Origin of the sequence: Paenibacillus sp. S28, from assembly GCF_016624415.1 — a bacterium.
GTDB lineage: Bacteria > Bacillota > Bacilli > Paenibacillales > Paenibacillaceae > Paenibacillus_AQ > Paenibacillus_AQ favisporus.
Map to the genome: position 1 here is coordinate 411,225 of NZ_JACVTM010000004.1, position 18,592 is coordinate 429,816.

Sequence of the window (18,592 nt, forward strand, 5' to 3'; positions counted from 1 at the left end):
CAGAAATGAATCCTGAATACGAAATCGAAAGGAGCTCTTGAGGATGTATCGGATTTTACTCGTTGACGATGAACCTATGATTCTGAAAGGACTAAGCGTATTCATTCAGCAGTCCGGGATCCGGATTTCATCCATCCGGCTCGCCGCCAACGGGCGCGAGGCGCTGCAGGCGATCGGGGAGGAGCTCCCCGATTTCGTGTTTACGGATATCCGGATGCCGGTCATGGACGGCCTGGCCCTGTGCGAGGCCATCGCCAAGCAGGAGTACCCGGTGCAGACGGTGGTTGTATCCGGTTATGGCGATTTCTCATATGCCCAGGCCTGTATGGCCTTCGGCGTCAGGGAATATCTGCTGAAGCCGGTGGCCAAACGGGAGCTTGCAGATACGCTGCGGCGCCTGGTGCAGCGGGCCGAGAAGCAGAAGCCGGCCTCCGCCTACCTTTCCGTCGCCAAAATGGATGCGTGGCTGGAGCGGTTTGACCAGGCTATCTACTATATGAATCGCAGCCAGGTTCAGGAGCTGCTGGAGGAGTGGCGGCAGGAGACTTCCGCTTTTCAGCTTCAGGAGCGGCAAAAGGCCGAAATGCTGGAGGAATTTCACGGCCTGCTCGTTAAGAAGCTGAGAGCCAGGGAGATGAACATCGAACTGGACGACAGCCTGGAGCTCAGCCCGGACTCCACCGGGGAGGAGGCCTTCGGACGGTTCGCCGAGCGGATCGGCCAGACGCTGGACCGCCTGTACCGGAAGCGGAAAGGGAAATGGAAAGACCCGATCGAGGAAGCCAAGCATTACATCGAGCGCAATTTGGCCAGCGAGGTGTCGCTGGAGGAAGTGGCGGATCAGCTGGGGCTTCATCCGAACTACTTCAGCGTCATGTTCAAGCAGGCGACGGGAGAGACTTTCGTCCAGTACCGCACGAAGCGGCGCATGGAATACGCCAAGCGGATGCTCGGCGAGGAATCGCACCGGATCACCGACATTTCATACGCGGTTGGATATGCCGACCATTCCAACTTCACGAAAACCTTCAAGAAATACGAAGGCATCTCACCTTCGGAATACCGGCAGCGGCTGGGGATCTGACATGTTCCGCAGAAGCATCTCCCACCGCATTTTCGGCTACTTCATGGTATTAATCGTCATTTCCTTATCGGTGGTCGGCACCATCACTTACGTGCAGTCGTCCAAACTTCTGGACCGCCAGCTGGAACGCTACCTGTCCCAAATGATCACTCACGCCGCATATCATACGGACTTGTACCTCCAGACGTTCGACAATGCCAGCAAAATCATCCTGTCTGACCCGGACGTTCTAAAGTTCATGGAGATGGATCCGGACAACAGTTTTCAGTATTATGAGCTGTCGCGGCGGATTCAGAGCAAGGTGTTCGATTCGGCTTTTATCATTTATCCGCAGATCGAACTGATTTACGTCATTAATCAGGACGGCAAGGCGATCACGACGAAGGACATCATCCAGGATGAGGTCAAGGATTATAAATCGTATTATCGTTTAATCGAGCAAAATATTCCGACGGACGGCCTCGGCGCGATCATCAATTCGGCAACAGTGGATCCGGGGGAAGAGCAGTACATTACGTTCATCCGCCGCGTACGCGGGCTTCTGTCGCACCAGCCGCGGGGCATCCTCGGCATGAAGCTTAACACCAGGGAAATATCCAAGCTGTGGGGACAAATGGACCTGGGGGACAAAGGCTACTCCTTCATCGTGGACAGCAAGGGCAATTTCGTTGACAAGCCGGAGGACGCCGTCATCCCGGAGTTCATGGACGATGAAGTCAAGAAAAATCTGCTCAGCGGGAAGGCCCCCTTCACGGCCGTCGTCAACGGGGAAAAGCGGATGTATGTGTCGCAGCGGCTCAGCGCGGCCGATTGGCAGATGGTCATTTCGGTCCCGGTGAAGGAGCTTCGCAAACCGATCATGAACATCCGCTATACGACGGTCATTGCCGGCTTCATCACGTTAATTGTCGCGATGTGGATTGCGGGCCGGTTCGGCCGGTCTCTCGTGCAGCCGCTCAAGAAGCTCGTCCGCAATATGCGCATGATGGAAAAAGGCGAGTGGAAGACGATTGAGGGCGAGGAGCAGCGCCAGGATGAGTTCGGTTTTCTGATCTCGAGCTACAATTTGATGCTGACGCGGCTGTCGGAGATGATCGAGCGCGTCTATGAGGCGGAAATCCGATCGCACAAGACGGAGCTGAATCTGCAGAAAATCGCGCTGGAGCAGCATAAGGCCGAATTCCAGGCGCTGCAGCTGCAGATCAATCCGCATTTTCTGTACAACACGCTCGAGACCATCAAATGCTACGCCGTCGTCCAGGATTCCGAAGAAATCATGGAAATGGTCGAAGCGATGGCGGCCATGCTGAGGTATGCGATTCAGACGAACCTGTCGGAGATTACGGTCGTCGACGAGCTGAAGCATGTGCTGAATTACATGACGATCCTGCAGTACCGGACCCAGCGGCAGTTTGAGCTGGACGTTGATGTTCCTCCGGATCTGCTGCTGCACAAGATGGTTCGGCTGACTCTGCAGCCGCTGATCGAAAACATGTTCCAGCATGCGTTCCCCGACGGGATTCAGGATCATCACCGGATCCGGATCGGCGCGGAGGTCCGCGAAGGAGGGTTCCGGCTGACCGTGCAGGATAACGGCGCCGGCATGACGGAGGAGAAGCTTCATTCGCTGCGCCAAAAGCTGGAGCTGAACCGGCTCGCGGAGTCCGATTCGGGCTCCCTGTACCACAAAGGCGGGTTGGGCCTTATGAACGTTCACCGGCGGATTCAGATGGTCTATGGAGAAGCCTACGGATTGACGATTGACAGCGCTTTGCATCACGGAACGACGATTCGGATGTCGCTGCCGTTCGACGGCAGCATCACTTGCATGTATGAGGAGGAGAACGTGGGATGAAGATCGATTTACAGGGGAAAATGGCGCTGGTGACCGGCGCCAGCTCAGGCATCGGCCGCGAAGCGGCCAGGTCGCTCGCGGCCGCGGGAGCCGCGGTGGCGGTTCATTATAACCGGGGCCGGGAGGAGGCGGAAGCCCTTGCGGCGGAAATTGCCGCGTCGGGCGGCAGGGCTGCCGTCGTTCAGGCGGACGTCACCCGCATCGAGGAACTGACGGCGATGCTGGACACGGTAGAGCGGGAGCTGGGCGGCCCGGTGGACATTTTGGTGAACAATGCGGGCCACCTGGTGAAGCGGGTACCGAATGCCGAAATGACCGAGGCGCATTATACGCATGTCATGGATGTCAATTTCAAATCCTGCGTGTTTTTGAGCAAGCTGGTCATACCGGGCATGACAGCCCGCGGTGGCGGGTCCATCATCAACATGACTTCGGTCGCCGCCCATGACGGCGGCGGGCCGGGGGCATCGGTGTATGCGGCCAGCAAAGCGGCGGTCATTTCCTTCTCCAAAGGACTGGCTAAGGAAGTAGCACCGCAGGGCATCCGGGTCAACTGCGTTTCGCCGGGCTTTATCGGCCGGACGGCCTTTCATGCGACCTTCACCTCGGATGAGGGCCGGGCCGCCACGGTGTCCAAAATCCCGCTTGGGCGGGAAGGAACGCCGCAGGATGTTGCCGATACGGTGCTGTATCTGGCTTCGGACCTGTCCCGCTATCTTACGGGCGAGACCATTGAAGTGAACGGCGGCTTGTTCATGCGGTAAGGGTTTCGACTAAAGGCAGTAACGGCCAAAGGACATTGCCCTGGAAATATTTCGAACGGAAATGGACAGCTAAGCTGAAATGATACGAATGATGAACAAAGATGACTCACAAGTAACGTGCCCTCAAGTAACGTGATATAAGGGTACGGCAATATAAGGATCAGGACGATAAGCTTACTACAGCGTCACCCAAACTGGAGGGATACGGACAATGGCAACGGCAAACGGATTGTATCAGCCGCAAAGCGGCGATTTAACGGTGCAGTATGCGCCTTCGGGGCAAACGGAGCTGATCGAGAACCCGCCGAGGTTTACCTGGATCCCGGCGAAGCTGGAAGATGACCGGTACGTGCTGGAGGTGTCGTCAGTGCCGGATTTTACCGGGGATACGACCCGAACCTACGGGCCGGTCCCCTACAATTTCTTTACGCCTTCCGAGGCCTTGGGGCCGGGAACGTATTATTGGCGGTACGCGCTGCTCGAAGGGGAAGGGCCGGAGGCACAGCAGTCCGAATGGAGCACCGTAAGAGAATTTCAGGTGCCGGAGGGACTGCCGGAGACGGGGCTTCCATCACGGAGCGAGCGCTACAGCCGGGTACGCACCGGTCATCCCCGGCTGTGGCTGCAGCCGGATGAGCTGGAAGCGTACCGCGGCACAGTAAGGGAGGATGCGGCTAGCAGCGGATGGAAGGCCTTCTTCGAGCAATCGGTCAAGTCTTGGCTGACCCGGGAGCTGATAGAGGAGCCGCAGCCCTATCCGGACAACCGCCGGACGGCGGCGCTGTGGCGCGGAAGCTATTTGGCCTGCCAGGAGGTACTGTACGCCATCCGGCATTTGAGCGTTGCCGGTGCCGTGCTGCAGGACGCCGAGCTGCTCGCGAAGGCGAAAGCCTGGCTGCTGCACGCCGCGTCCTGGGACCCGGACGGCCCGACCAGCCGTGACTATAACGACGAAGCGGCATTTCGGATCGCCACGGCGCTGGCCTGGGGTTACGACTGGCTCCACGGCGAGCTGACGGAGGATGAGCGGGAAGCGGTGCGGGAGCCGCTGCTCGCCCGGACCCGGCAGGTGGCGTACCATGTGATCCAGCGCTCGAAGATCCATCATGTCCCTTATGACAGCCACGCTGTCCGCTCCTTATCTTCGGTGCTCGTGCCCTGCTGCATCGCCTTGTTCGACGAGGAGCCGGAGGCCAGGGAATGGCTGGACTACACGGTGGAGTACTATTACACACTGTTCTCTCCATGGGGAGGTAAGGACGGCGGCTGGGCCGAAGGGCCCCACTACTGGACGACGGGCATGGCTTACCTGACGGAAGGCCTGAACCTGCTCAAAAACTTTTCGGAGCTCGACGTGTTCCGGCGACCTTTTTTTCAGCGTACAGGCGATTTTCCCCTCTACTGCTACAGTCCCACCACGTCGACGCGCACGGCCTTTGGCGACAACTCGACGCTCGGGGACGACATCATCAAAAAGGTCGGCTACAACATGCGCGAGTTTGCCGGCGTGACCGGAAACGGATGGTACCAATGGTACTTCGACCAGCTGAAGGACGCGAATCCGGAGGCCGACCGCATGTTTTACAACTACGGCTGGTGGGATTTTGCCTTCGATGACCTCGTGTACCGGCACAATTATCCGCAGGCTGAACCGGTAGAGCCTTCCGGCATCGAGCCCGTCAAATGGTTCCGCGACATCGGCTGGGTGGCGATGCATCACCGCCTGCACGATCCTGCGGAGCAGATTTCCCTCATCGCCAAGAGCAGCCGGTACGGCTCGGTCAGCCACAGCCACGGCGATCAGGGCGCGTTCCTGCTGCACGCTTACGGGGAGCCCCTGGCCATTGAGAGCGGGTATTATGTCGCGTTTAACAGCTCGATGCATTTGAATTGGCGCAGGCAGACCAAGTCCAAAAACGCCGTCCTCATCGACGGGCAGGGGCAGTTCGCCGGTATGAACAAGGCGCTGAGCCTGGCGGCCAAAGGGGAGGTCGAGGACGCCTGGCATGACAAGGGCGTATCCTATACCCGTTTGAATCCAACTTCTGCTTACCGGGAGCATGTACCGTATTTGAAGCAGTATAAGCGCGAGATTTATTTTGTACAAAACAGCTACTTCGTCATTGTCGATTCGATCGATCTGGAGCAGTCGGGACGGGTGCAGTGGCTCTTCCACACGCTGTACGAGATGGAACTGAAGGGACAGTCCTTCCACGTGAACGGCAAGAAAGCCCTGATGGAGGGGCGCTTCATCTTCAGCACGTCCGGCGAGCTCGAGCTGACGCAGACGAGCGGATTCGAGGGCGTGGATCCAGAAGAAATCGCGGGGCTGGATACCCACTGGCATCTGTCGGCGGAGACGAAGGCTGCGTCCTCGCACCGGATCGCTACGCTGCTCGTGCCAAAGCGGCTAAATGAGGGCGGCAAATACATTTCTTATTTTATGGACGATCAAGGATTCAGTTATAATTTGTATTTGACGGACAACGGGCAAACGCAGAAGATCGAAATCGCGAAGGCGTTTTAGTCTATGAAATGAGAAGCATAAGGAGGTGGAACAATCGTGAGCAATATCGGAGTTTGGGAGGACGCGGAGCCCGGCGTAAAGCGAAAAATTTTGCAGCCGGGGGCGTCGCTGATGATGATGGAAGTACATTTTGAAGCCGGTGCAGAAGGATATGAGCATGCCCACCCGCATGAGCAGATGTCCTACTGCCTGCGGGGGCGCGTCGAGTTCACGATCGAAGGCAAGAAGACGGTCATCGCGCAGGGCGAGCACATCGTCATTCCGATGGGCGCCAGGCATGGGGCGAAGGCGCTGGAAGCCAGCGCGCTGCTGGACTGCTTCACGCCGCTGCGTGCCGACTTGATCAAGTATTAATTGGCGGCACGGCGGTCACTGCTTCAGGTTCGTTTGGACGAAGTTAAGCGTGGCCAAGTTAGTACCATGATTGCCTTCACAAAGGCTGTTCCTAGACTGCCTCTCGGCACCTTTTGGACGTTGAACTGTCCATATGGAAGCCGCGGGGCAGTTTTTTTGCGCGGGACCACAGACAGTGGCGTTGCTATAATAGTTGGACCAGGGGAAAATAGCTGCACAAGTGTACTTATGATGATCGGCCAGGCAGGGTATAGATGGAGTAACTGGAAAAATGCAATTTTCATGTGAAATGTGATCTGCGGAAAAGTGATCAAATTGAGAAAAGGAGGAACGACCATGATCATCGGTGTTGTTTCGGATACGCATTTAAGAGAAGGCAGAGTAAAGCTCCCCGCAAAGCTGACGGAAGCATTCCGGGAGGTTGACCATATTCTTCATTTGGGCGATTGGATGACCCTGGAGGTGTACGATCAGCTGTCGAAATTAGCTCCTGTGGACGGCATTGCCGGAAATAATGACGGGTACGAGATCATTGAGCGTTTTGGCGAAAAAAAGATACTCTCCTTTGAAGGGGTACAGATCGGGCTTGTTCACGGACATGAGCCTTATTCATCAAGAATAACCACTCCGCAGAAGGCCAGGAAGGCCTTTGAGGGCGAGCCAGTTTCCTGCATCCTGTTCGGCCATTCCCACCAGCCTTACCTGCAGATGGACGACGGCGTGCTGATGTTTAACCCCGGTTCTCCTACGGACAAGCGCAGGGAGAAGCTGTATTCGTTTGGACTGCTTGAAATCAAGGGTGGCCAAGTCTTCCCCCGGCATGTTTTTTATGGGGATAAAGGGTAGGGATGCCCTGCAATGTTCAGAATTGGTATAGAATCAAGCGGTATACTCATTGAAGCGTTGTACGAAGAGGGAGGTTATGTGTAATCATGAAAATCATTAGTCATTTTCAGGACGCAGCGCAAACCAGACACCGGGGAGTCGAACCCTACTCGCTTCAGGAAGTTCGGCTCACACCTGATATGAACATCGAATACACCCGGGGTTTTTACGTTCATCACAACGGCGACTTGATTGGGATCGTGGCGACGGCGGAAGGACCGGTTTTCTTTCACAACCAGGACAAATATCTTCTTCAGGAGGGCTGCTACTCCTTTTTACTGCAGAAAAAAAATACGGAGAACATTTTCTTTTTCGAATGGCAGGGGGCTTGTGCGTTAAAAATCTCGTATACGCCCGTTCTGATCAACCATGGCGGAAGATGGGTCGACGACCCGGTGTGGGATTTTTTCAGCTGGCTGACGAAGGCGGTAAGGAAAAAACGGTTCGCCGGATACTATACCGTGGACGAAATTTCCTCGCTGCTGGGCAATCGGGAAAAGGCTGAACTAGGGCAGGCATCGGCTCAAATGCGTGCATAAGAAATGATGACATTCTTTCCCAAATAACGCGGGTCAAACCTTGAAATAGCATACGTCTCTTTAAGAACCGCCTGCTGCGGTTCTTTGCTGTGGCTCATAACGAAGATTTGCGGGCAGCCTTCACGTTATCGGTTGGCGGCAGTATATTATAGAAAATTACCAATCCCGTAAAACGGTATGCGAGCAGCTTTAGCCATGTTTGCGCTAGTACTTCTTTTCACTGTGCTGAACTACACAAAATAGGTTGCCATCCGGATCTTCAAGAACAACATAATCAGCATGGCTGGGATATCGCCAAGGGTAGCGGCTTGCTCCCAATGTCAATAATCGTTCAACCTCTTCATGCTGGTTATCAGTATAGAGGTCAAGGTGAAACCAACTTCTTCTCTCTGCCGGCTTTTCCCGCGCTTGGAAGGATAAATTGGGTCCGCTTCCTTTAGGATCACATAGTACTACCCAGTCGTCGGTCCCGGGTTCCCGGGGCACATAACCGAGTGCGGATTTCCAAAATGCCACCATCCGATCAAATTCATAACAATTAATGACGATCGACCCTATCTTCATGGCCCTAACCCATCCTTTACTAGAGTAATGTCATGAGCTTCAGCTAAACTGCTTCTTCACGCGGCGAAATCGGTCAGACCAACCGCCTCATAGCGGAATTTTCGTTAATGCGCGCCAGCAGCCCGGCACCGATTGCCTGATGCCCTCGACGATCAGTATACGGAACCATTCTTATATTTTCAATCTGAATCAGCTTCCCCTTAATCCCCTTTGATTTTCGGAAAATAATCGTTAAGAATCCCCAGGTATGCCCGCCTAAAGTATTGCGGGTGTGCGCGCGAATACGCTATAATAGCGTTAAATACGGTGATGGAAAATGCAACCATTTCCATGGACTAAGCACATTGAACGTTTGAAGCCGCGTCGTTATGCGGTTGATTTACCGCGTTATGCGGTTCATATATCGGGGTATGGCGCAGTCTGGTAGCGCGCACCCTTGGGGTGGGTGAGGCCGTGGGTTCGAATCCCGCTACTCCGATATTTCCCTTGATCAGCGCGGCGATGCCTGGGCATCGTCATCATATACGGTGTAATTGAGAACCATTTCAGTTGTTGCTTCATACAATTGAAGTGGTTCTATCATTTATTGCAAGATTTGCTAAGAAATCCATAGGAAAACGGGGGTGCCGGAGATGATGATTTCAGAATGCAATCCCGGCCAATTATCGCACGAGCAAATTACCGCACTGCTGTACAAGGGAATTTCCGACGACGGTCGGCCAGGCGACTGCATTTTCGTGTTCGGAAGCAACAAGGGCGCAAAGTACCGCGTTCCCGCAGCGGTTCAATTATACAAGGATGGCCGGGCACCGATGATTCTTTTTTCGGGAGGTACGATCTGGAAAGGGCAGCCTCTGCCCGAAGCGCTGATGATGAAGGAAAGGGCGGTGGAACTGGGGGTCCCTGCCGGACAAATTGTGGTGGAGCAGGAGTCGCGGCATACGAAGGAGAACGTGCTCGCCTCGCTGCTGGTCCTGGACCGGGCCATTTCGCTGCAATGTATCCGCCGGATTCTAATTGTTACTTCCGCATACCATATGCGGCGGGCGTACTTGACCTTAAAGACGTACATGCCCTCCTGGATCGAATACTCGATGTGTGCCGCAGAGGATGCGTCGACCCGGGAGGACAACTGGTGGTTGACGCCGGAAGGGTTCAACCGGGCTTCGAATGAAGCCGGCAAGCTGGTCCGGTATGTGCAAAACGGAATCATTGCGGACGATATGTTGGATTTGGGATAGTTCCATGCTTTAGTAAAAAAAGGACAACGGCAGCGCTGAGCGGTTCAGGCGGGCCGTGTCCTTTTTCTTTTTTTTTCGAAATATCCGCCTCTTGTGTAAACGGCAGGATGGCGAGCAGTCATTTTCCCTTAAACCGCGCTCTCCATTTCCGCACCCGGTGCTTCATGTACCGCCGGTTTGGCCCGACGCAGCGCATAGAACAGCAGTCCGAATATGAGCCAGCCGCCGCCAAGCAGCAGTGAGGAAACGTCCAGAAGGGTGACGAGGTACAGCACGAAGCCGGCACCGAGTAGCGGGCACAAAAGACGGAAAATGAGGTCTTTGGGAGTGCGGCCCTTTTCGCGGACGATGTAGTGGAAAATCACCGACAGGTTTACGAACAGGAACGCCGTCAGCGCGCCGAAATTCACGAATTTGATCGCCGTTTCGAGGCTGATGAACAGGGCGGACAAAGAAATAACGCTGGCCAGCACGATATTGAACACGGGCGTACGGAACTTGGGATGGATGGAAGCGAATGTTTTGGGCAAGAGAGAGGTTCTTCCCATGACGAACAGCAGCCGGGTGACGGTTGTCATGGAGGACATGCCCTGGGACAGAATGGAGAAAATGATGACGAACGTAAACACCGAGGCCAGCACGCTGCCTCCGATGGACTGCATCAGCTCAAAGCCGGCGGAGTCGGCGCTCGCAAACGAAAAGGAAGGGTACATTTGCTGGATTAAATAAGCGGTGGCAAAATACATCAGCCCGGCCAGGATGACAATGACCATAATGGCACGGGGGATCGTCTTCTTCGGGTCTTTCGTTTCTTCGGCCATCGTCGTAATGGAGTCAAATCCGAGGAAGGAGAAGCAGACCAGCGAGGCTCCGGCCAGAATGGAAGAGAACGAGATTCCTTTTCCTGCGGCAAACGGGTCGAGTCCCGCGGTAATCCCGCCTTGCAGCGCTTTGTATACCAGGAGCGCACAGAAGCCGGCGATAAACAAAATTTGCATCAGGACGAAGATTTTGCTGACATTGGCCGACGTTTTGATACCAATGATATTGATCGCCATGACGACAGCCGTCAGGAGGATGATCCAGACCGCCGAGGGTACGGACGGGAACTGCGCGTTCAAATTAATTCCGAACATGAGCACGGCGATAATGCACGAAAATAAATAGTCGAGCAGGACGGCCCAGCCCACCACAAAGCCGAGAAACGGGTTCATCGCTTTGGTCACGTAGGTGTACGCCGAACCCGAGACGGGGAAAGCCTTCGCCATTTGCCCGTAGCTTGCCGCCGTGAAGACGATGGCTACAAACGCCAGCATGTAAGCGGCCAGGAGCATGCCTCCCGAACCCTCGTGAAGCACGCCGAAGCTGGTGAAAAAGATCATGGGCGACATCCAGGCCAGGCCCATGGTCACGACATGGGACAAGGATAAATCTCTTTTTAATGTTATGTTATTTGACATATGACATTCCTCCTCCAAAGGGATAAAGCAACTGACGGCGATTTGATATGTCATGACATCTCACATTTTTGCAGGCTATTTCCGAAAAATCAAGTCTTTTTTCTGAGTTTTCATACAAACATATGTTCCTTTATGGCCTATAACCTCACATTAACCGCCTTTTACAGCTAAATATCCGCATTTTCATAAATTTTTTTGTAAGTTTTTATTGCATACCGCCAAGAAATAATGTTAGTATTCTTAACATAAACAACCGCATACGAAATGTCTTCTAGGGTTCCGGGTCGATGAAAGTCAGCGGCTGGCTGGTCCGAGAGAAGGCGCACCGGGGCAGCCTGGTGTACACGGCGGGAAAAAAGCCCGGGAGAATCTATCAAAGCACGCTTTGATGTTTCTCCTGGGCTTTTTTTTATTTTTAATTGGCAGGTTTGGGGCTCACTGGCGTTTATGTCCGGCCAGCAGCAGGCCTGCTCCATAGGAGGAATGAAAATGACAGCAAGCTTTTCGATAACGATGGGTCCCGGCGGCAAATGGTCCGCCTATGTCGGCAAAGGCAAGTCGGTCACCTTGACGGCCGCGGGCGATTCAGCGAATGTGTCTGCGCTGCTGTATCATGCGGCGTATCCGTCGGAGAGGTACAACATGCCGGATTCGCTCAAGGCGCAGCATACCGCTTTTTATACGGCCGGTCACGTGCTGATGAGCGATCAGGGCCGCGTCCTCGCATCCATCATTGAAGATACTGCCGGCTGGCATGATCCCCTTGGCGGATACACGACCCGTAAGGGAACGGACGGCAAGTATGGTCCGACTTCGTACCAGCAGGAGCGCAACGCCTGGCTGCGAAGCGGCGAGGAAAACCTGACGGTGGAGCTGTACCGCCATAACCTGACGCCGCGGGATTTGAGCGCGCCGGTGAATTTCTTTTCGAAAGTGGTGTGTGAGCTGGACGGGACGATGAGGTATGTTCCCCAGCCAACTGATGGGCGCTCAGTCACCCTCCGGACGGAAATGGATGTGCTGCTGGTCGTGTCGAACACGCCGCATCCACTCAACCCCTCGGCGGTGTATCCGGGGGCAGCGGTGGAGATCCGTATTACGGATGCCGCGCCAATGACGGAAGACGATCTGTGCGTGAACCACTGCGGTGAGAACCGGCGAGCTTTTGAAAACACATGGAATGCCTATGCACTCATGAAAGGGGCGAATTGAAAATGAGCACATTTCAAGCGGTGGCAAGCGAACGAAACGCGGCGGATGCCGTGTACAACCACATCATAGCTGCAGGAGAGGGCTGGATTTATGACCTGTTCCCCGGGCAGGTGCTGCGCATCGTCGATGTGGAGGGCAATCAGGCGGTGGACACCCTGTTTTATTCCAAGGAAGATCCGGGCGATCATTACAGTGCGGTCCGTACGATTACCCGCCAAAACAACATTTATCTGACCACAGGCTCGGTGCTCGTTGCCGAATCGGGCCGGGAGCTGCTGCAGATTACAGCCGACACCTGCGGCCGGCATGACACGCTTGGCGGTGCCTGCTCGGCCCAGAGCAATACGGTGCGGTATTCCCACGACACGCTCCCGATGCATAACTGCCGGGACACCTTCATGCTGATGCTGGCGGGCCGGGATGAATTCACGAAGCGGGATTTGGCCCCGAACGTCAATTTTTTCATGAATGTGCCGGTGACGCCGGAAGGGGAGCTCACCTTTGCGGACGGCGTATCCGGACCGGGACGTTACGTCGAGCTGACGGCGCTGGCGCCGGTTACCGTCCTGATCAGCAACTGCCCGCAGCTGAACAATCCTTGCAATGCCTATAACCCGACGCCGGCGCAGGTGCTGGTCTGGAATGCGGAAGGGGGCGAAGGCGATGTTTAAAAAGGTGCTGATCGCCAACCGTGGAACGATCGCGGTACGGATTATCCGGACGCTGCGCGCGATGGGCATTGCGTCGGTGGCCGTGTACACGAAAGCGGACCGGGACAGCCTGCACGTGGAGCAGGCCGACGAAGCCGTGCTCATCGGGGATGGCCCAGCAAAGGAGAGCTACGTGAATGCCGAGCTGATCCTGCGCACGGCTCTGGACACCGGGGCGGACGCGGTGCATCCCGGATACGGCTTCTTAAGCGAAAACGCCGGATTCGCCAGAGCCTGCGCGGAGCACGGCATCACGTTTATCGGGCCGTCCCCCGGGCATATCGAGCTGTTCGGCCTGAAGCATACCGCGCGCTCGATGGCTGAGCAGGCGGGGGTGCCGCTGCTGCCGGGCACAGGGCTTATTTCGTCGGTGGACGAAGCCGCCGGGCAGGCTGAAGCGATCGGTTACCCCGTCATGCTCAAGAGCACGGCCGGCGGCGGAGGCATTGGGATGCGTATTTGCGGCGACGAAGCGGCGCTGCGGGATGCATTCGAATCCGTGACCCGGCTGGCGGCGGCGAATTTCAATGACGGGGGCGTTTTTCTGGAGAAGTATATTGAGCGGGCGCGCCACGTTGAGGTGCAGATCTTCGGCAACGGCGATGGCGAAGCGGTCGCTCTGGGCGAGCGCGACTGTTCCGTGCAGCGCCGGAACCAGAAGATCATCGAAGAGACGCCGGCGCCGCTGCTGGCGGAACCGGTGCGCCGGGAAATGCATGAAAGCGCCAGGCGTCTTGCTGCAGCCGCAGGTTACCGCAGCGCCGGCACGGTCGAGTTTTTGTACGATCCGCAGGAGGAGAAGTACTACTTCCTGGAGGTGAACACCCGGCTGCAGGTGGAGCACGGCGTCACGGAGGAGGTGCTCGGCATCGACCTCGTGGAATGGATGGTCCGGGAGGCGGCCGGCGATTTGCCGGGGCTGGCACAGCGGGTGCGTGAACCGGAGGGGCACAGCCTGCAGGTGCGTCTGTACGCGGAGGACTGCGTCAATGCTTTCCGTCCGGCGGACGGCCGGATCGACGCGGTGGTCTGGCCCGAACGCGCAAGGATCGAGACGTGGATTCAGCCTGGCCTCGAAGTGACCACGCTCTATGACCCGATGCTGGCCAAAATTATTGTCCACGCCAAGACGCGGCAGGAAGCTGTCTCCCGGATGATCGAGGCGCTGCAGGCGCTGCGCGTGTACGGTGTGACGACAAACCAGTCTTATATCGAAGCTTTTCTGGATACCGAAGCGTTTCGCGAAGGGCGGGTCTATACGAACATGCTGGCCGGTTTTGAGCCGGTCGAGCCGGCGATCGAAGTGCTGGACGGCGGCGTTCAAACCACCGTACAGGACCTTCCGGGCCGAACGGGGTACTGGGATATCGGCGTACCTCCGTCAGGGCCGATGGACCGGTTGGCCTTTGCCATCGGCAACCGGCTGCTCGGCAATCCGGAGGAAGCGCCGGGCCTGGAAATGACGCTGCGCGGAGGAAGCTACCGCTTCCGCGGCGCCATGCGGTTCTGCCTGACCGGGGCCGATATGCAGGCGGAGCTGGATGGCGAACCGGTGCCAGCGTATACACCGGTGACGGCGTCCGCCGGCTCGGTGCTGACCCTGGGCGAAGCCGCCGTCGGGATGCGCGCTTACCTGCTCGTCGCCGGCGGCTTGGATATGCCGCTGACGCTGGGCAGCGCGTCGACGTTTACGCTCGGCGGCTTCGGCGGCCATACCGGCAGCGCGCTGCGGCCGGGGGCGGTGCTCCGGGTCCGCAGCGAATCGCCGGACCGTCAGTCCGAGCCTCTGAGCTTCCTCGCACCGGCATCGCTGCCGGCGCTGACGCGGGAATGGACCCTCGGGGTCATTCCCGGACCGCATTGTACCGCCGAATACCTGCTTCCTGCGTATTTGGACCAGCTAACCTCCACGGGGTGGGAGGTGCATTTCAACAGCTCGCGCACCGGCGTTCGCCTGATCGGCCCTGCGCCGCTGTGGGCCCGGGAGGACGGAGGCGACGCCGGGCTGCATCCTTCGAACATTCACGACAACGCCTATGCCGTCGGCGCCCTGGACCTGACGGGCGACATGCCGATTCTGCTCGGACCGGACGGGCCGAGTCTCGGCGGGTTCGTCTGCCCGGTCACGACCGCGACGGCGGAGCTCTGGAAAATCGGGCAGCTCCGCCCGGGCGATCAGGTCCGTTTCCGGCTGATTACTGTAGAGGAAGCCGAAGAGCTGAGAGCAGCCCAGGAGGTATTTCTGCGTGAGCTCTCCGGTGGAGCGTCTGTGCCGAAGCTGCCCGAGCTTCCACATACATCCTGCGGCGACTATATGCCGCTGCTCGCATACGAGGAAGAAGGGCGGCGCTTTCCGATTGCGGTGCGCTGCTCCGGGGACGAAAATATTTTGGTGGAATACGGAGAACGTGAACTCGACCTGCTGTACCGCTTCCAGGTCTATGTCCTGATGCAGGCGGTTACGGACAGCGGAAGCATCCCGTATATCGAAATGACGCCGGGCATCCGTTCCCTGCAAATTCATGTAGATGCGGCCCGTATGTCCGTGAAGGAAGCGGCGGCGAAGGTGATGGAGATCGACCGGACGCTGCCGCCGCTCGATTCCATCGAGGTCCCTTCCAGGATCGTCAAGCTGCCTTTATCATGGGACGATCCGGCCACAAGGCTGGCGATCGAGCGCTACCAGCAAAACGTGCGTCCGGATGCGCCTTGGTGCCCGAGCAACCTGGAGTTTATCCGCCGCATGAACGGGCTGGGCTCGATCGAGGAGGTGGCGGAAATCGTTTTTAACGCCTCCTATTTGGTCATGGGGCTCGGGGATGTATACCTGGGAGCGCCGGTTGCGGTTCCGCTGGACCCCCGCCATCGGCTGGTGACGACCAAATACAATCCGGCCCGCACCTGGACGCCGGAGAATGCCGTCGGCATCGGCGGAGCCTACCTGTGCGTATACGGCATGGAAGGCCCAGGGGGCTACCAGTTCGTGGGGCGCACGGTACAGATGTGGAACAAATTCCGCCGGACGGCGAACTTTGAGCAGGGGAAGCCGTGGCTGCTGCGCTTTTTTGACCAGATCCGCTTCTATCCGGTGTCGGAGGAGGAACTGCTGCGAATGCGGGAGGACTTTCCGCGCGGAGAGTTTACGGTAGAGGTCGAAGAAACGACGTTTAATCTCGGCGAGTATCTGGCCTGGCTGGGCACGATCCAGGAGGAATCGGCGGCATTCCGGACATCGCAGCAGGCTGCGTTTCAGCAGGAGCGGGCGTATTGGAAGGAGCTTGGCATCGCGGAGCATGTATCCGAACCGGAGGCAGCCGCGACCCAAGAGCAGGGGGCGCTCCCGGAAGGAAGCCTCGGCGTGAACAGCTCGATGTCGGGCAGCGTCTGGAAGGTGCTCGTAGAGCCGGGCCAGGAGGTCCGCAAGGGCGAGACTATTATAATAGAAGAAAGTATGAAAATGGAGTTTTCCCAGCCTGCCCCGTTCGATGGCATCATTGCCTCCGTCTTTGTGGCGTCCGGCGATCAGGTGCGGGCAGGCGACTGCATCGCAGCGATCGTTCCGGTGGAAAAGGAGGCGGCGTCATGAGCATCCAGGGGGTTCCTTTTGAACTGAGTATCCATGCCCTCCAGCAGGGTTATCGGAGCGGCAGCTTTACGCCGCAAGAGGTGATCGCGGCCATTATCGGGCGTGTGGAACGGGACAGCGGGATGAATATTTGGATCATGCCGCCGGAGGAGGAACGAATTGCTCCTTATCTCGAAGGGCTGAAGGGGCTGGATCCGGCGGTCTGTCCGTTATGGGGCATCCCGTTTGCGGTGAAAGACAACATCGACGTGGCCGGCTGGCCGGTCACCGCGGCTTGCCCCGACTATGCGTATGTGCCGGAACGGCACGCGCCGGTGGTGGAGCGGCTCATCCGCGCCGGTGCGATTCCAGTGGGCAAGACGAACTTGGACCAGTTCGCCACCGGCCTTGTCGGCACGCGCAGCCCCTACGGCGAGACGCATAATGCGCTCCGTCCGGAGCTGATCAGCGGCGGCTCGAGCTCCGGCTCGGCCGTCAGCGTCGCCCGCGGGCAGGCTGCGTTCGCCCTCGGCACCGATACGGCCGGCTCGGGCCGGGTGCCCGCGGCGCTGAACGGCCTGGTCGGCTACAAGCCGGCCGTCGGCGCCTGGCCTGCGGCTGGCGTCGTTCCCGCCTGCCGCAGCATCGACTGCGTGACGGTGTTCGCCCGTCACGTGGACGACGCGGCCGCCGTGGATGCGGCCGCACGCGGGTGGTGCGCGGACGATCCGTATTCCACGGACCGTCCGCTGCACCGCGGCGAGCAGCCGAAGACGTGGCTGCTCCCGCAGGGCCGCCCCGAGTTTTTCGGCCCGTTCGCGACCGAATACGAGGCGGCCTGGGAGCGGGCGGAGGAGACGATCGCCCGGTCCGGGGTCCGCGTGCAGCAGGTGGATGTGTCCCTGCTGCAGGAAGCAGCGGCCCTGCTGTACGAGGGGCCGCTCGTGTCCGAGCGCTGGAGCGCGCTCGCCGGCTTCATCGAGGCGCATCCCGGGTCGTCGTTTCCGGTGACGGAAACGATTCTGCGGTCGGGGGCCCAGGCCGAGCATACGGCGGCAGCCCTCTTCCGCGCCCAGCATCGTTTGGCTGATATTCGCAGGGCGGTCCGTTCCTGGCTGCGGCAAGCCGTGCTGGTGCTGCCGACCTGCGGCGGCACGTGGACAAGGGAGCAGGTCGGCGCGGATCCCATCGGAACGAACAGCAAGATGGGCCTCTACACGAACCACTGCAACCTGCTGGATCTCAGCGCGCTGGCGGTTCCGGCCGGGCAGGCGGGACCGGAGCTCCCTTTCGGCGTGACGCTGTTTGCGCTTCCTGAAGAAGAAGCGAACCTGATCGAGGCCGCGCGCTTCCTGTTGCGGGTGCAGGACACCATCCGTGTCGCCGTCTGCGGACTGCATATGCGCGGCATGCCGCTGGAGCCGCAGATGACGGGGCTCGGCGCAGTATTTGCGGAAGAGGCGCAAACCGCCCCGGTGTACCGACTGTACAAACTGGAGACCGATCCGCCGAAGCCTGGGCTGGTACGGACGCCTCTAGGCGGGGCGCCGATCGCGGTGGAGCTGTGGGATATGCCGGTGGAGTCTTTCGGCAGGTTTACAGCCTCGATTCCCGCGCCGCTCGGGATCGGTCGGGTGGAGCTAGCGGACGGGCGGAGCGTCCCGGGTTTTGTCTGCGAGGCGTACGCCGCAGAAGGGGCACTGGACATTACCGCGTCCGGTGGCTGGAGAAACGCGATGGCCGAAGTATAATTTTTTTTTGATAGAAAGCCAGCCAGTCCGGTGGTATCAACCGGTTCTGGCCTTTTTTTATGGCAACAAAAACTGAGAGAT

General features: G+C 57.9%; 14 protein-coding genes, 1 tRNA gene and 1 riboswitch. Of the genes, 13 read left to right on the forward strand and 2 right to left on the reverse strand.

What is annotated here, in order from left to right; all coding sequences use genetic code 11:
* The first annotated feature begins 43 nt into the window (after positions 1-43).
* From IAE55_RS13255 to IAE55_RS13285, 7 genes are all read left to right on the forward strand, one after another.
* Positions 44-1,084: a response regulator transcription factor gene (locus tag IAE55_RS13255; protein ID WP_105441989.1), complete on the forward strand. Its 1,041-nt coding sequence runs from the start codon at positions 44-46 to the stop codon at positions 1,082-1,084.
* Between the two features lies 1 nt (position 1,085).
* Positions 1,086-2,939: a sensor histidine kinase gene (locus IAE55_RS13260; protein WP_186382096.1), complete on the forward strand. Its 1,854-nt coding sequence runs from the start codon at positions 1,086-1,088 to the stop codon at positions 2,937-2,939.
* Positions 2,936-3,703: an SDR family NAD(P)-dependent oxidoreductase gene (locus IAE55_RS13265; RefSeq protein ID WP_145164106.1), complete on the forward strand. Its 768-nt coding sequence runs from the start codon at positions 2,936-2,938 to the stop codon at positions 3,701-3,703. The genes IAE55_RS13260 and IAE55_RS13265 overlap by 4 nt, the downstream gene beginning before the upstream one ends.
* Before the next feature lie 211 nt (positions 3,704-3,914).
* Positions 3,915-6,230, forward strand: a complete 2,316-nt coding sequence (locus IAE55_RS13270; RefSeq protein WP_200632797.1) for a DUF4962 domain-containing protein — start codon at positions 3,915-3,917, stop codon at positions 6,228-6,230.
* A 36-nt stretch (positions 6,231-6,266) separates the two neighbouring features.
* Positions 6,267-6,584, forward strand: coding sequence for a cupin domain-containing protein (locus IAE55_RS13275; RefSeq protein ID WP_076175515.1), 318 nt, complete (start codon positions 6,267-6,269; stop codon positions 6,582-6,584).
* A 336-nt stretch (positions 6,585-6,920) separates the two neighbouring features.
* Positions 6,921-7,430 (forward strand): metallophosphoesterase family protein, encoded by a 510-nt coding sequence (locus tag IAE55_RS13280; protein ID WP_200632799.1) that lies wholly within the window; start codon positions 6,921-6,923, stop codon positions 7,428-7,430.
* An 86-nt stretch (positions 7,431-7,516) separates the two neighbouring features.
* Complete coding sequence (locus IAE55_RS13285) at positions 7,517-8,008, forward strand: hypothetical protein (protein WP_200632801.1); 492 nt, start codon at positions 7,517-7,519, stop codon at positions 8,006-8,008.
* A gap of 204 nt (positions 8,009-8,212) precedes the next feature.
* Here the strand turns inward: IAE55_RS13285 and IAE55_RS13290 are convergent, their stop codons facing one another.
* The gene (locus IAE55_RS13290; RefSeq protein ID WP_200632803.1) at positions 8,213-8,572 is read right to left on the reverse strand and encodes a VOC family protein; all 360 of its coding nucleotides are present in this window, start codon (positions 8,570-8,572) and stop codon (positions 8,213-8,215) included.
* A 404-nt stretch (positions 8,573-8,976) separates the two neighbouring features.
* Between IAE55_RS13290 and IAE55_RS13295 the strand changes: the two genes are divergently transcribed.
* Both IAE55_RS13295 and IAE55_RS13300 read left to right on the forward strand, forming a co-directional pair.
* Positions 8,977-9,050, forward strand: a tRNA-Pro gene (locus tag IAE55_RS13295).
* Positions 9,051-9,204: 154 nt separating this feature from the next.
* A complete protein-coding gene (locus tag IAE55_RS13300; RefSeq protein WP_152398923.1) occupies positions 9,205-9,813 on the forward strand; it encodes a YdcF family protein in 609 nt (202 codons plus the stop codon).
* Positions 9,814-9,941: 128 nt separating this feature from the next.
* Here the strand turns inward: IAE55_RS13300 and IAE55_RS13305 are convergent, their stop codons facing one another.
* On the reverse strand, positions 9,942-11,273 hold the full coding sequence (locus IAE55_RS13305) for an APC family permease (protein WP_200632805.1): 1,332 nt from the start codon (positions 11,271-11,273) through the stop codon (positions 9,942-9,944).
* 260 nt (positions 11,274-11,533) lie between these two features.
* Positions 11,534-11,642: riboswitch (guanidine-I (ykkC/yxkD leader) on the forward strand.
* 120 nt (positions 11,643-11,762) lie between these two features.
* Between IAE55_RS13305 and IAE55_RS13310 the strand changes: the two genes are divergently transcribed.
* From IAE55_RS13310 to IAE55_RS13325, 4 genes are read left to right on the forward strand one after another with little or no spacing between them, the layout of a single operon-like run.
* A complete protein-coding gene (locus tag IAE55_RS13310; RefSeq protein ID WP_200632807.1) occupies positions 11,763-12,485 on the forward strand; it encodes an urea amidolyase associated protein UAAP1 in 723 nt (240 codons plus the stop codon).
* Between the two features lie 2 nt (positions 12,486-12,487).
* Positions 12,488-13,156: an urea amidolyase associated protein UAAP2 gene (locus tag IAE55_RS13315; protein ID WP_145028891.1), complete on the forward strand. Its 669-nt coding sequence runs from the start codon at positions 12,488-12,490 to the stop codon at positions 13,154-13,156.
* On the forward strand, positions 13,149-16,781 hold the full coding sequence (uca, locus tag IAE55_RS13320) for an urea carboxylase (RefSeq protein ID WP_200632809.1): 3,633 nt from the start codon (positions 13,149-13,151) through the stop codon (positions 16,779-16,781). The genes IAE55_RS13315 and uca overlap by 8 nt, the downstream gene beginning before the upstream one ends.
* Positions 16,778-18,511 carry an allophanate hydrolase gene (locus tag IAE55_RS13325; protein ID WP_200632963.1) on the forward strand — a complete coding sequence of 578 codons (1,734 nt, stop codon included), beginning with the start codon at positions 16,778-16,780 and terminating at the stop codon, positions 18,509-18,511. Before uca ends, IAE55_RS13325 begins: the two co-directional genes overlap by 4 nt.
* The last annotated feature ends 81 nt before the right edge of the window (positions 18,512-18,592 follow it).